The sequence below is a fragment of the Streptomyces sp. NPDC096132 genome, assembly GCF_044763345.1.
Taxonomy (GTDB): Bacteria; Actinomycetota; Actinomycetes; order Streptomycetales; family Streptomycetaceae; genus Streptomyces.
On the sequence record NZ_JBIWGA010000001.1, the window covers coordinates 436,135 to 450,139 of the forward strand.

The following is a 14,005-nucleotide window of genomic DNA, read 5'->3' on the forward strand; positions in this document are numbered from 1 at the left end:
AACGTCGTCGCCCCACACACCCCTCCCGTGGAAGGATGGCGCAACCCACACATAACGAGGAGATGACCGCGTGCCTGGCACAAACCTGACTCGCGAAGAGGCGCAGCAGCGGGCGAAGCTGCTCACCGTTGACTCGTACGAGATCGATCTCGACCTCTCCGGCGCGCAGGAGGGCGGCACCTACCGGTCCGTGACGACGGTGCGCTTCGACGTGTCCGAGGGAGGCGCGGAGTCCTTCATCGACCTGGTGGCCCCGACCGTCCACGAGGTCACGCTCAACGGCGACCCGCTGGACGCGGCGGAGGTCTTCAACGACTCCAGGATCGCGCTGGAGGGCCTGCTGCAGGGCCGCAACGTCCTGCGGGTCGTCGCCGACTGCGCCTACACCAACACCGGTGAGGGCCTGCACCGGTTCGTCGACCCGGTCGACGAGCAGGCGTATCTGTACACGCAGTTCGAGGTGCCGGACGCCCGTCGCGTCTTCGCGTCCTTCGAGCAGCCGGACCTCAAGGCGACCTTCCAGTTCACGGTGAAGGCGCCGAACGGGTGGACGGTCATCTCCAACTCGCCGACGCCCGAGCCCAAGGACGACGTCTGGGTCTTCGAGCCGACGCCGCGGATCTCCAGCTACATCACCGCGCTCATCGTGGGGCCGTACCACTCCGTCCACAGCGTGTACGAGAAGAACGGGCAGAGCGTCCCCCTCGGGATCTACTGCCGTCCCTCCCTCGCCGAGTTCCTCGACTCGGACGCGATCTTCGAGGTGACGCGGCAGGGCTTCGACTGGTTCCAGGAGAAGTTCGACTACGCGTACCCGTTCAAGAAGTACGACCAGCTGTTCGTACCGGAGTTCAACGCGGGCGCGATGGAGAACGCGGGCGCGGTCACCATCCGCGACCAGTACGTCTTCCGCTCCAAGGTGACCGACGCGGCGTACGAGCTGCGCGCCGAGACCATCCTGCACGAGCTGGCGCACATGTGGTTCGGCGACCTGGTCACCATGGAGTGGTGGAACGACCTGTGGCTGAACGAGTCGTTCGCCACCTACACCTCCATCGCCTGCCAGGCGTACGCCCCCGAGTCGCGCTGGCCGCACTCCTGGACGACGTTCGCCAACTCCATGAAGACGTGGGCCTACCGGCAGGACCAGCTGCCGTCCACCCACCCGATCATGGCCGAGATCCGCGACCTGGACGACGTCCTCGTCAACTTCGACGGCATCACCTACGCCAAGGGCGCGTCCGTCCTCAAGCAGCTCGTCGCGTACGTCGGCATGGACGAGTTCTTCAAGGGCGTCCAGGCGTATTTCAAGGCGCACGCCTTCGGCAACACCCGCCTCTCCGACCTTCTCGGCGCGCTGGAGAAGACCTCGGGCCGTGATCTGAAGGCCTGGTCGAAGGCGTGGCTGGAGACCGCCGGCATCAACGTCCTGCGCCCCGAGATCGAGACGGACGCGAACGGTGTCATCACCTCCTTCGCGATCCGCCAGGAGGCCCCGGCCCTCCCGGCCGGCGCCAAGGGCGAGCCGACACTCCGCCCGCACCGCATCGCCGTCGGCCTGTACGACCTCGACGACGACAGCGGCAAGCTGGTGCGCGACGAGCGCGTCGAGCTGGACGTCGACGGCGAGCTGACCGCCGTACCGCAGCTGGTGGGCAGGCGCCGCCCGGCCGTGGTCCTCCTCAACGACGACGACCTGTCGTACGCCAAGGTCCGCCTCGACGAGCAGTCCCTCGCCTTCGTCACCGAGCACCTCGGCGACTTCGAGTCCTCCCTGCCCCGCGCCCTGTGCTGGGCGTCGGCCTGGGACATGACCCGCGACGCCGAACTGCCCACCCGCGACTACCTGTCCCTGGTGCTGTCCGGCATCGGCAAGGAGTCCGACATCGGCGTGGTCCAGTCGCTGCACCGTCAGGTCAAGCTCGCCGTAGACCTGTACGCCGACCCGACCGCCCGCGAGGCCCTCCTCACCCGCTGGACCGACGCCACCCTGGCCCATCTGCGGGCGGCCGAGGCGGGCGGCGACCACCAGCTGGCGTGGGCGCGCGCGTTCGCGGCCACGGCCCGTACGCCGGAGCAGCTGGACCTGCTGGAGGCCCTGCTGGACGGCTCGCAGACGATCGAGGGCCTGGCCGTCGACACCGAGCTGCGCTGGGCGTTCGTGCAGCGCCTCGCGGCGGTCGGCCGGTTCGACGAGACGGAGATCGCCGGCGAGTACGAGCGCGACAAGACGGCCGCCGGTGAGCGTCACGCGGCGACCGCCCGGGCCGCCCGTCCGACGCCGGAGGCCAAGGCGGAGGCGTGGGCGTCGGTCGTCGAGTCCGACAAGCTGCCCAACGCCGTCCAGGAGGCCGTCATCGGCGGGTTCGTCCAGACGGACCAGCGTGAGCTGCTCGCCCCGTACACGGACAAGTACTTCGAGGTCGTCAAGGACATCTGGGACTCCCGTTCGCACGAGATCGCCCAGCAGATCGCGGTCGGCCTCTACCCGACGATCCAGGTCTCCCGGGAGACCCTGGACAAGACGGACGCCTGGCTGTCCTCCGCCGAGCCGAACGCGGCCCTGCGCCGCCTCGTCTCCGAGTCCCGCGCGGGCGTCGAGCGCGCCCTGAAGGCCCAGGCGGCCGACGCGCGGTAGTCGTCCGTGCAGTCGTTCCTACGGTGGTGAGGGCGCCCGGTGTCGCACCGGGCGCCCTCGCTCATGTCCCGGTGAGGTGGCTGCGCGCGCACGCGCGGAAGGCGGTCACCAGGCGGCTCCGGTCGCCGGACCGGGTGGCGAGGGCGACCTGGCTGGGCTCGACGCCGTGCAGCGGGACGGTGGTGAGGTCGGGGCGCAGATGGTGGCCGCGGATCCCGGCCGTGATGACCAGGGCCCGGCCCTCGGCGACGACCTCCAGCTTGTCCTCCAGGGCCTGCACGAAGGGGCCGTCGGGCGCCGGACGGCCGTCCGGGCGGGGGTCGATGCGCCAGAAGGCGCTCCACTCCGGATCGGCTCCTCTCACCTGGGGCAGCGGTTCGTCGGCGATGTCGTCGACGGTGACGGACTCCTTGCCGGCCAGCCGGTGGTCGAGCGGGACGACCACGACCCTGGGCTCCTCGTAGAGGACGGTCATGTCCAGCCCGTCGCCGGGGAAGGGCAGCCGGACCACCAGCGCGTCCACCGTGCGGTCGAGCAGGGCCGCGCGTGCCTCGGTCCAGTCCAGGTGCATGGTCCGTACGTCCGCGTCCGGGTGCCGGCGCCGCAGTTCGCGCACCGCCGGGGTGACGATCAGCCCGCTGGAGAACCCGACGGTGATCCGGCCGGGCTCGGCCGCCGCCCGGGCCTGCGCGGCGGCCTGTGCGGCGGAGCGCAGCAGTGCCCGGGCCCCGGGCAGGAACACCTCGCCCGCCTCGGTGAGCCGGGTGCCCCGCGGAGTGCGGTCCAGGAGGCGGGCGCCCAGTTGCTGTTCGAGCCGGCGGATCTGCCGGCTCAGTGAGGGCTGGGTGATGTGCAGGGCCTCGGCGGCGCGGCCGAAGTGGCGGTGCTCGGCGACGGCGGCGAAGTACCGGACCAGCCGGAGATCGAGGTCGGCCATGTCTCCAGCCTATCCACCTGCCGTGATGCCCAAAGCGTATTGCGCCATACGAAAGAGGCTTTGGACGCGCGGGGCCGCTCCTTCCGAGGATGGAGTCACCGCCACTCACTTCCTCTTCGAAGGGCTTCGCCATGCGTGTGTTCGTCACCGGTGCCACCGGTTTCATCGGTTCCGCCGTCGTCCGTGACCTCCTCGACGCGGGTCACCAGGTCACCGGGCTCGCCCGCTCGGACAGGGCCGCGGCGGCATTGACGGCCGCCGGGGCCGGGGTGCACCGCGGGGACCTCTCCGACCTCGACAGTCTGCGCGCGGGGGCGGTCGCGGCCGACGGCGTCGCCCACCTCGCCTTCATCCACGACTTCTCGGACTTCGCCGGAGCGTGCGCGACCGACCTGCGGGCCGTGCGGGCGATCGGGGCGGCGCTGGAGGGCTCGGGGAAGCCCTTCGTGATCTCCTCGGGGACGGCCGGCCTCGCCCCGGGAACGGTCGGCACGGAGGAGGACAGCGTGGACTCCGAGTCGTTCGGCGCGCTCCGGGGCCGGGCGGAGACCGCGGTGCTGGAGCTGGCCGGGCAAGGGGTGCGGACCTCGTCCGTCCGCTTTCCCCCGTCCGTGCACGGCCGGGGCGACCACCTCGGTTTCGTCCCGCAGTTCATCTCCCTCGCCCGGGAGAAGGGCTTCGCGGCCCACATCGGTGACGGCGCCAACCGGTGGCCCGCCGTGCACGTCTCGGACGCGGCCCGTCTGGTCCGGCTCGCGCTGGAGTCGGCACCGGCGGGCAGCCGGCTGCACGCCGTCGGCGAGGAGGGCCTACCGCTGCGCGACATCGCCGCCGTCATCGGCCGACAGCTGGACCTGCCGGTCGCCCCCGTCGCCCCCGAGGACGCGCCGGCGCACTTCGGCTGGTTCGCCATCGCCACCGCTCTCGACGTGCCGGCGTCGAGCGCGCTGACGAGGAAGTGGCTCGGCTGGGAGCCGACGGGGCCGGGGCTCCTCGCGGACCTCGAAGAGGGGCACTACTTCAACGGGAACCGGTGAAGAGCGACAGGCTCGCCTTGATGCCGTCGGCCTCGGGCATGCCCAGCTCGGAGTAGAGAACCAGCGCCCGCTCGTAGCACCGCACGGCCGGGTCGGTGTCGTCGAGGGCACGGTGGGCGTCGCCGAGTCCGCTGTGGGCGCGGGCCTGCTGGCCCGGGTTGCCGATGTCCTCGGCGATGGCGAGCGCGTCGGTGTGGTGGGTGAGCGCGTCGGTGTGCCGGCCGTCGGCACGGGCGGCCTCGCCGAGCCCGTTGAGCGCCCTGGCCTCGCCGTCCCGGTCGCCGTTGCGGCGGTAGAGGGTGAGCGCCTGCCGGTGGTACTCGGTGGCCTGTTCGGGCTGGTCGAGGCGGGTGTGGATGGTGCCGAGGCTGTGCAGTGCCCCGGCTTCGCCGTACCGGTCGCCGACCTGGCGGAACAGGGCCAGGGCCTGCTCCTGGTGGTGGGCGGCCGGCCCGTACCGGTCGAGTCGCGTTTCGACGATGCCGAGGTCGTTGAGCGCGTGGGCCTCCAGGTACTGGTTGCCGGTTCGCCGCAACAGGGTCAGAGCCCGCTGAAGATGGTCGGCGGCCTGTCCGTAACGGCCCAGCCGCCGCTCGATCGTGGCGAGGTTCTTCAGGGCGAGCGCCTCGCCCCGCTCGTCGTCGGCGTCCCGGTACAGGGCCAGCGCCTGTTCCACATACGCGCAGGCCGGCCCGTAGCGCCCCAGCCGCTCGGCGACGAGACCGAGGTTGATCAGGGCGCGGGCCTGGCCGATCGCGTCGCCGACCCGCCGGAACAGCGTCAGCGCCTCCTGGTAGTGCCGGCCCGCCGGCTCGTGCCGGGCCGACTGCCAGTGGGCGGTGCCGAGACCGAGCAGGGCCTGGGCCTCGCTCGCCGGATCCGCGGTGCGGCGGGCGGCGTCCCGGGCGTGGCCGTGGATCGCGAGTCCGTCGGAAGGGTGACCGCCGATGAGGTGGCGGTGCAGGGTCTGGGCGAGCCGTATGGCGTGGGTCGGCCGACCGTGGGTGGCGGCGTGTGCGACGACCGCCGTCAGACACGCCCGCTCGGTGTTCAGCCAGGCGCGCGCGGCCTCCGGATCGGACAGGTCGGGGGCGGGGGTGGCGGCCTCGGGAGCGGCGGGCCGCAGGTGGGCCTCGGCCGGGTGGAGGGAGTTCATGGCGGCGGCCGCGGCGGCGAGGTAGTGGTCGAACAGCCGGTCGAGCGCGGCCTCGCGGGCCTCCGGCGCGTCCTCGGCCGTGGCGAGGCGGGTGGCGTAGGCGCGCAGCAGGTCGTGCATGCCGTACCGGGCGCCGTCCACACGCTGGACCAGACAGGCGCGGGCGAGGACGTCGAGGACACGCCGGGCCTGCGCCGGACCGCTGTCGCTCAGCGCGGCGACCGCGTGGGCGTCGAGGTCGGGGCCGGGGTGCAGGCCGAGCAGCCGGAAGGCACGCGCCGCGTCCGCCGGCAGATGCCGCAGCGACCAGGAGAACACCGCGGCGACGGCGGCACGGGGATCGCCGTCCGCGTCGAGCAGATCCAGTCGCCGCTGCTGGTCGGCCAGTTCGGCGACGAGATCGGCCAGGGGCGTGGCGGGGCGGGCCGCGGCGAGTTCCGCGGCGACCCGCAGGGCGAGCGGCAGCCGGGCGCACTGGGCGGCGAGGGCGTCGACCGCCTCGGGCTCGGCGTCGGCGCGGGCGCCGACGAGCCGGCGCAGCAGGGTGCGGGCCGCGGCGGCCGGCAGCAGGTCGAGGTCGAGGCGGTGGGCGCCCTCCCGCGCGACCAACCCGGCCAGACTGTCGCGGCTGGTCACGAGCACCGCGCAGGTGCCGGAACCGGGTAACAGCGGGCGGACCTGCTCCACGGTGGCGGCGTTGTCCAGCACGATCAGCATCCGTCGGTCGGCGACCTCGGTGCGGTAGCGCGCCGCCCGGTCGTCCACGTCCAGTGGGACGTCCTGCCCGGACACCCCGAGCGCGGTCAGGAACCGGACCAGCGCGTCGGCGGCGGTCATGGGCTGGTCGGGGTCGTAGCCGCGCAGGTTCACATACAGCTGGCCGTCGGGGAACCGGTCCCGGGCCCGGTGCGCCCAGTGCACCGCCAGTGCCGTCTTGCCCACCCCGGCCGTGCCCGACACCGCCGAGACCACCACCGCGGCCGGCCGCTCCGCCGCCGCGCCCAGGACCTTCTCCAGCCGGGCCAGTTCCTCCTCGCGGCCGGTGAAACCCGCTGCCTGCATGGGGAGTTGCGCGGGGACGGCCCGGACACCGGCGCCGGCGCCAGTGGTGCCGGTCCCGGGCGGTGTACGGCGGGCGGCCGGTGCGGCGGCGCCTTCGCCGCTCAGGAGCGCCTGATGCTCCCGCCGCGCCTCGGCGCCCGGGCCGGTGCCGAGTTCGTCGGCCAGCCGCTTCTGCAGGGCGGCGTAGCAGGACAGTGCCTCCGGAGCGCGCCCGGCGGCGTGCAGGGCCCGCATCAGCGCCACGGCGAGCGGCTCGATCAGCGGGTGTTCGGCGACCAGGACGGACAGCGTGTCGACCACTCCGAGGTGCCCGCCGACGCGGAGTTCGGCGTCCGCCCAGGCCACGACCGCGTCGATGTGCTGGTGCCGCCAGCTCTCCCGGGTACGCGCCGCCCACTCACCGGGCAGGCCGGCCAACGGCTCGCCCCGCCACAGCCCCGTCGCCTCCCTCAGCAGCGCCACCCGCGCCGCGTCGGAGCCGCCGGCCCGACGGGCCCGCGTGACCAGACTCCGGAACCGGTGCGCGTCGACCAGGTCCGGCGGGATGTCGAGCCGGTAGCCTCCCGAGCCGCGCAGCAACGGTGGCGGCATGGTGGGCGAGCCTTCGGCACCGCCGGAGAGCTGCGGGACCGCGTCGGCGAGGACCCGGCGGACCCGCGCGATGTGGGCGTAGAGCGTGGGACGTACCTGCGCGGGCGGGTCCTCGCCCCAGACCCGGTCGATCAACGTCTCGGCGGACACCCAGCGGCCCGCGTCCACCAGCAGCGCCGCCAGGACCGTACGCCGCTTGGCGGGGCCCAGATCCACCGAGTGGCCCGCAACCCGTAACTCCACGGGCCCCAGCAGCCGAAATCCCGTCACGCGGCCTCCCCTGCGCACGCCGACCTGCCCCCCGGGCGTCAGAAAACCATCCGGCCACCTGCGAGGCAAGATTCACGCAAGCTTCTCGCCCACCTCCCCACTCCATCGTGTCCATGGCAACGCTCCGCGCCACGGACGACTCCCGTCCCGTGGGCGGGGCCCGAGTGATGGAGGAACACAGAGAATGAAGCGGATCCTGGCCAAGGCCGGCGTCGTCCTGGGAAGCGTGGCCCTGGCCACCACCGGCGCGGTCGTCACGGCCGCCCCCGCGAACGCGGCGTGGTCCTGTCCTTCCGGAGCGCTGTGCGCCTACACCGCCCCCGACGGCGACAGCGCCTACGGCGACGTCTACGCGGACAACTCCGACCTCCTGAGGTTCACCAAGTTCGACAACGCCGAGTCGCTGCGCAACAACGGCAACAACTGCAACGTCCGCGTCTACTCGGGCCTGAACTACACCGGCTCCAGCTTCGTGATCCCCCGGGGCTACTACGTCCCCACCCTGGCGAACACCGTGTACTGGCACAACGTCGCCTCGAACGACTGGTGCGTGTGAGCGCATCCACGGCGCGGCGGACACTCCTCACGGTGCTCCTTGCGCTGACCGCGGCCGGCTGCTCCCCCGACGGGGGGCCCGGCCGCGGGCCGGCCGCACTCGACGTGCGGCCCCTGTCCGGGGCCACCGCGCTCAGCTACGCCGACGCCGTACGCCTGCACGACCGTGAGGAGCGTGCCGTCGCCGCCTGCATGACCTCTCGCGGCCAGAGCTACACGGCACAGCCCCGGACCGCCTCCGCCCGCAATGAGGAGACCAACCCCTACGGGTTGCTCACCCCGGAGAAGGCGGCCCAGGACGGGTACGGGCTCGTCGGCGAGTACCTGTACCGGCGGTCCACTCCCGCGCCGGCCGACGAACCACGCAAGGCGGCCTGGCAGCAGGCCCTGACCGGCACGTCGGCGCACCGGGTGAGCCTGCGGCTGCCCGACGGTGTCAGCCTCGAGTACTCCACCGACGGCTGTGTCGCCCGGGCCCGCACCGAGGTGTACGGGGCGGACTGGAACACCGTGGCTCCCGTCACCGTGGCCCTGGCGAACCGTGTGATCGGCGCCGTCGAGGCGGACTCCGGCTACCGTGCCGCCGTCCGGCGCTGGTCCTCGTGCATGACGAAGGCGGGGCATCCGGCGAAGGACCTCCAGGCACCGCGCGAGGCGGTCGACTCGCGGCTGCGGAAGGCCGCGGCGGACGAGGACACCCTGCGCGCACTCGGCCGCGACGAGATCCGCACGGCCCGCGCCGACGCGGACTGCCAGGTCGAGACCGGACTCTCCCAAGCCGTCCGCGATGTGCAACGGGGCGTCGAGAAGCGCCTGCTGACGGCGAGTGACAGAAAGACCGTGGCGAGCTACGCGGCGGACCGACGCAAGGCACTCGCCGCCACGGAAGTATGAGCGGCAGCGTGCCGTACGGGGGACGGCACGCTGCGCCCGTCAGCCGACGTGGGCGGCCAGGGCCGCCTCGATGGCGCTCGCGTCGGCCGTGTCGGAGGCCCAGGCCACGTAACCGTCGGGCCGCACGAGGAGAGCCGTACGCCGGTCGCTCGCCCAGCGCTCCACGGTGAGCCGGTCCTTGCGGGCGGCACCCCGCTCGTCGTCGTACCCGCCCGGGGTGATCAGGACGAACCGGCCGCCGCGCAGGGCCTCGTAGAGGCGGCCGCCGCCGGCCAGGGCGACGTCCGGGACGCGGGCGCCGGTGAGAGGGTGGGCCCCGCGCGGGGCGGGGTAGCGGTAGCCGATGCCGGTGATCTGGCCGACCGCCCTGCGGCGGGCGGGGGCCGCGGTGTCGAGGAAGGTGGTGAGGGCGGAGCGCAGGGCCAGCGTCCAGGGCCGCTTGGCCATGGCGAGGCGGACGATGCCGCCGCTGCTGCGCAGCACGGCCCTGCCGACCGGGTGGCGTTCGGCCTGGTAGGTGTCGAGCAGCTCCGGGCCCGCGTGGCCGTGGATCACCTGGGCGAGCTTCCAGCTCAGGTTGGCCGCGTCCTGCAGCCCGGTGTTCATGCCCTGGCCGCCGGCCGGGGTGTGCACGTGCGCGGCGTCCCCGGCCAGGAAGACACGGCCGACGCGGTAGGCGGGGGCCTGGCGTTCGTCGCTGTGGAAGCGGGACATCCAGCGGGCGTCGTGCATCCCGAAGTCATGGCCGAGGGCGAGCCGGGTGACCTCCTTGACCTCCTCGAGGTCGAGGGGTTCGCTGTCGGCGACGTCACGGGCGCGGTTCCAGCCGATCACCCGGTGGTAGCCGTCGCCGAAGGGCGCGAGGAAGGCGAAGGCGTCGCCGACGGCGTTGACGGTGAGCAGCGTCTCGGGCTCCTCGGCGAGCCGGACGTCCGCGAGGACGACGGAGCGGATGGCGGAGCGGCCGGGGAAGTCCAGCCCCAGGGCGTTCCGTACGGCGCTGCGCATGCCGTCCGTGCCGACGACGTACCCGGCGCGCAGCTTCTCCGTCTCCCCGGCGGGGGTGCGGACGGTGACGGTGACGCCGTCCGCGTCCTGGTCGACGCCGGTCGCCTCGGTCTCGTGGCGGAACTCCACCCCGGCCTCCACCGCGCGCCGCTGCAGCGCCTTCTCCACCTCGTACTGGGGGATGACGAGGAGATGGTTGAAGCGGGAGGGGAGGGTGTCCAGGGCGATGGTGAGACGGCCGAAGAGACGCAGGCGGTCGAGGCGCCGGCCCACCGCCTCCACCTCGTCGGCCAGGCTCCGCGGAAGAGGTGCGCGCGAAGCGCGTCCGTTGAGGGCGGTGGTGGGAGACGGGCGGGCATCGAGCTGTTCGAGGGTGCGGGCGTGCAGGACGAAGGCGCGGGAGAGGTTGCTGAGGGTGGCCGGGCGCTTCTCGAGGAGCGTGACGTCGACGCCGGCGGTGGCGAGGTCTCCGGCGAGGAGCAGGCCGGTGGGGCCGGAGCCCACGACGATCACGGGGCGGGAGGTGGTGCCGGTGCTGTCGGTGGTGCCGGTCATCTTGCCTCCTGGGATGCCGATGCTTGCCGGTCGCCGCAGGGCGGCCCGCCTCGACGTCCGGATTCCGCCGGTGCCGTGCGGCGTCCGGCGGCAGGGTGGGCCGTATGAGTGATGCGACCACCATGAGTGATGCGACCGCTACAGAGGCTGTCTACACCACGCGGCCCATTCCCCGGGAGGTGCTCGGGGAACTGCGTGTCGTCGACGACGCCGGGCGGGCGGCCGTGCCCTTCGTCGACGGGGAGGGCGGCGCGCCGTTGCGGTGCTGCCTGCGGCGCGGCGCGCCGGGGGAGACCGTCGCGCTCGTGTCGTACGCGCCGCTGCGGCGGTGGGCGGCCCGGACGGGGGCCGAGCCCGGGGCCTACGACGAGCAGGGGCCGGTCTTCGTGCACGCGGAGCCCTGCCCGGGGCCGGCGGCCGCTGACGGCCCTCCCTTCGCGAACGCCCACCGCACGGTCCGCCGCTACTCCTATGACGGCCACATCCTGGGCGGGGCTCTCGTCGAGGTCGGTGGGCTGGGCGAAGCCTTCCGGAATGCGTTCGACGACCCGGACGTGGCGTTCGTACACGTCCGGGCCGTCGAGTACGGCTGTTTCCTCTACGAGGTGGGCCGCTGAGCCGCCGAGATCAGCCGCCCAGCTCCGCCGCGACCAGTTCCGCGATCTGCACCGCGTTCAGCGCCGCGCCCTTGCGCAGGTTGTCGTTGGAGACGAAGAAGGCGAGGCCGTGCTCGACGGTCTCGTCGCCGCGGATGCGGCCGACGAACGACGGGTCCTTGCCGGCCGCCTGGAGGGGCGTCGGGATGTCGGTGAGGACGACGCCCTCGGCCTCGGACAGAAGCTCCGTCGCGCGCTCCGCCGACAGCGGACGCGCGAAGCGGGCGTTCACCTGGAGGGAGTGGCCGGAGAAGACCGGGACGCGCACACAGGTGCCGGAGACCTTCAGGCCCGGGATCTCGAGGATCTTGCGGGACTCGTTGCGGAGCTTCTGCTCCTCGTCGGTCTCGTTCAGGCCGTCGTCGACGATCGAGCCGGCCAGGGGGATCACGTTGAAGGCGATCGGACGCTTGTAGACCTGCGGCTCGGGGTAGTCCACCGACTCGCCGTCGTGCGTGAGCTTGTCCGCGTCGGCGACGACCTTCTGCGTCTGGCCGTGCAGTTCGGCCACGCCCGCGAGACCGGAGCCGGACACCGCCTGGTAGGTGGCGACGACCAGCGCCTCCAGGCCCGCCTCCTCGTGCAGCGGCTTCAGGACCGGCATCGCGGCCATCGTCGTGCAGTTCGGGTTGGCGATGATGCCCTTGGGGCGGTTCGCGATCGCGTGCGGGTTCACCTCGGAGACCACCAGGGGTACGTCCGGGTCCTTGCGCCACGCCGACGAGTTGTCGATCACGACCGCGCCCTGCGCGGCGACCTTCTCCGCCAGCGCCTTCGACGTGGCGCCGCCCGCCGAGAACAGGACGATGTCCAGACCGCTGTAGTCGGCCGTCGCCGCGTCCTCCACCGTCACGCCGTCCAGCTCCGTGCCCGCCGAGCGGGCCGAGGCGAACAGGCGCAGCTGCGTGACCGGGCCAAGGGGGGAAGACGCAGCCCGCTCCTTGAGGATCCTGCGCATGACCGTGCCGACCTGACCGGTGGCTCCGACGATTCCGACCCTCACGGCGACTCCCTCTGTCTCGTTACGTACACATTGCCTGGCCGCTGCTTTTCCATCATGCGGCCGACACCGGCCCGCCTGTCCAATTCTTTGACCGCCATGCCCGAGGACTGGGACGGCCCGCCGTGATCAACGGTTGCGGAACTTCCCCCCACACCCCGCTGAGCTGGAGAAATTCCCCCTACGGCGGCCCCGCACCGCAAGCTGTGCTGCCCCGTGCACCGGTGTGACGTACGCCTCTGCGGGTTTTCCGGAGAATCCTCGCGCCGGCACCGAACGTTTCCGCCCCCTGCGGCGTCGTAGGAGAAACGCGGCTGGGGGAGGGGTGTCTGTGCTGCGCAGAATGACCCGCCGCGGCCAGGGGGACGACGCCGGACACGGTGACCCCCTGGACGCGGCGCAGGAACGCCGGGTGCGGGCGGTGCTCGCGTTGGGCGGGGTGCCACAGGCGGACCTGCTGGACGGGGTACAGCAGGTCCGCCTGCGGCTGCTGGAGCGGGCCGCGAAGGGGTACGAGGCACCGCGCGACGTCTCCGCTTGGGCGGCGGTCGTCGCCTCCAACCTCGCGATGGACTGGCACCGCGCCAAGCGCCGCCAGGAGCGCCTCGGTGAGCGGCTGGCCTCCCTGCGCCAGCACGAGTTCCCCTCCGGCGAGGACACCAGCGTGCTCTCCCTCGCCGTCGCCCAGGGCCTGGACGACCTGCCGGACACCCAGCGCCAGGTCCTCGTCCTGCGCTTCTTCGCCGACCTGCCGGTGCGCTCGATCGCCCAGGAGCTCGGAGTCCCGGAGGGCACGGTCAAGAGCCGCCTGCACACGGCGGTCCGGGCCCTGCGCGCCCGCCTGCACGAGGACGAGGTGGTGTGACATGCCCGGACACGAGCACGACAAGCCCGAGAGGTACGGCGGCATGGATCCACTCATGGCCGCGATCACCGGCGACCCCGTCCCCGACGAGGCCCGCGCCGACCCCCGGTACCTGGCCGCCCACCGGTCCGCCACGGCCGACGTGGCGCTGCTGAGGGAGCAGCTGGGCCTCATCGCGGACGCCCTGACGGAGTCCGCCGCCGAGGAGCCCGCACCGGCCGTCGTACGGCCCCTGCGGCAGCCCCGGCGCCGGTTCCTCCCCGGCGCCCTGCGTGCCGTGGGCGTCGCCGCCGCCGCTGTGCTGGTCGTCGGCGGCGGGTGGCTGGTCCTCGAGGCCGGCTCGGGCGTGGCCGGCATCGGCGCGTCCAGCGGTTCCGACGACAGCGGGGCCGACGAGAAGCAGGCCCAGGCGGACGCCGGCGGCCCCTTGGGCGACCCCGGCTATCTGGCCTGCGCCCGGCTGATCGTCGAGGGCGACGTGACGGCGATCGCGCCGGTGCGCGGCACGGACGAGGAGCGGGTCACCCTGCGCGTGACCCGCTCGTACAAGCCGGCCAAGAGCCCGGGGACGGTCGAGTTCGTGATGGAGGAGGACGTGGACCCGCTGCTCGCCGAGGGCGACCACGTCCTGGTCGGCTTCGCGAAGGGGGCCGCCGCCCCGGACGTCTGGGCGGCCGGCGAGGCCGACATCGCCCCCGAGCGGGAGGCGCTCACCCGCACCCTGCCGGTGGCGCAGGGCATCGGCTGCGAATGACGAAGGGGCGGGTGTCCCCCCGGACAC

At 73.2% G+C, this 14,005-nt stretch carries 11 protein-coding genes; 7 read left to right on the top strand and 4 right to left on the bottom strand.

All coding sequences use genetic code 11. The annotated features are described in order from the left end of the window. Positions 1–70: 70 nt before the first annotated feature. Positions 71–2,638: an aminopeptidase N gene (pepN, locus tag ACIRF9_RS01955; RefSeq protein ID WP_403814810.1), complete on the top strand. Its 2,568-nt coding sequence runs from the start codon at positions 71–73 to the stop codon at positions 2,636–2,638. A gap of 61 nt (positions 2,639–2,699) precedes the next feature. Here pepN and ACIRF9_RS01960 read toward each other — a convergent pair whose 3' ends face one another. Beyond that, a complete protein-coding gene (locus ACIRF9_RS01960) occupies positions 2,700–3,575 on the bottom strand; it encodes a LysR family transcriptional regulator (protein ID WP_403814813.1) in 876 nt (291 codons plus the stop codon). A gap of 131 nt (positions 3,576–3,706) precedes the next feature. Between ACIRF9_RS01960 and ACIRF9_RS01965 the strand changes: the two genes are divergently transcribed. Next, on the top strand, positions 3,707–4,612 hold the full coding sequence (locus ACIRF9_RS01965) for an SDR family oxidoreductase (protein ID WP_403814816.1): 906 nt from the start codon (positions 3,707–3,709) through the stop codon (positions 4,610–4,612). Here the strand turns inward: ACIRF9_RS01965 and ACIRF9_RS01970 are convergent. Beyond that, positions 4,596–7,691 (bottom strand): tetratricopeptide repeat protein, encoded by a 3,096-nt coding sequence (locus ACIRF9_RS01970; protein WP_403814819.1) that lies wholly within the window; start codon positions 7,689–7,691, stop codon positions 4,596–4,598. The genes ACIRF9_RS01965 and ACIRF9_RS01970 overlap by 17 nt on opposite strands. A 184-nt stretch (positions 7,692–7,875) precedes the next feature. On the opposite strand from ACIRF9_RS01970, the gene ACIRF9_RS01975 reads away from it, so the two are divergent. Both ACIRF9_RS01975 and ACIRF9_RS01980 read left to right on the top strand, forming a co-directional pair. After that, the gene (locus ACIRF9_RS01975; RefSeq protein WP_403814822.1) at positions 7,876–8,247 is read left to right on the top strand and encodes a peptidase inhibitor family I36 protein; all 372 of its coding nucleotides are present in this window, start codon (positions 7,876–7,878) and stop codon (positions 8,245–8,247) included. Positions 8,248–8,279: 32 nt separating this feature from the next. After that, a complete protein-coding gene (locus ACIRF9_RS01980) occupies positions 8,280–9,140 on the top strand; it encodes a hypothetical protein (RefSeq protein WP_403814825.1) in 861 nt (286 codons plus the stop codon). Between the two features lie 39 nt (positions 9,141–9,179). On the opposite strand, the gene ACIRF9_RS01985 is transcribed toward ACIRF9_RS01980, so the two are convergent. Continuing rightward, a complete protein-coding gene (locus tag ACIRF9_RS01985) occupies positions 9,180–10,703 on the bottom strand; it encodes an FAD-dependent monooxygenase (RefSeq protein WP_403814828.1) in 1,524 nt (507 codons plus the stop codon). 104 nt (positions 10,704–10,807) lie between these two features. On the opposite strand from ACIRF9_RS01985, the gene ACIRF9_RS01990 reads away from it, so the two are divergent. Continuing rightward, positions 10,808–11,320 (top strand): DUF1203 domain-containing protein, encoded by a 513-nt coding sequence (locus ACIRF9_RS01990; protein WP_403814831.1) that lies wholly within the window; start codon positions 10,808–10,810, stop codon positions 11,318–11,320. A gap of 10 nt (positions 11,321–11,330) precedes the next feature. Here the strand turns inward: ACIRF9_RS01990 and ACIRF9_RS01995 are convergent, their stop codons facing one another. Further along, complete coding sequence (locus tag ACIRF9_RS01995; RefSeq protein WP_403814834.1) at positions 11,331–12,362, bottom strand: aspartate-semialdehyde dehydrogenase; 1,032 nt, start codon at positions 12,360–12,362, stop codon at positions 11,331–11,333. Between the two features lie 328 nt (positions 12,363–12,690). Here ACIRF9_RS01995 and ACIRF9_RS02000 point away from each other — a divergent pair, with 328 nt between their 5' ends. Continuing rightward, positions 12,691–13,224, top strand: a complete 534-nt coding sequence (locus tag ACIRF9_RS02000; RefSeq protein WP_403814837.1) for a sigma-70 family RNA polymerase sigma factor — start codon at positions 12,691–12,693, stop codon at positions 13,222–13,224. A gap of 1 nt (position 13,225) precedes the next feature. Next, complete coding sequence (locus ACIRF9_RS02005) at positions 13,226–13,978, top strand: hypothetical protein (protein ID WP_403814840.1); 753 nt, start codon at positions 13,226–13,228, stop codon at positions 13,976–13,978. Positions 13,979–14,005 lie beyond the last annotated feature (27 nt).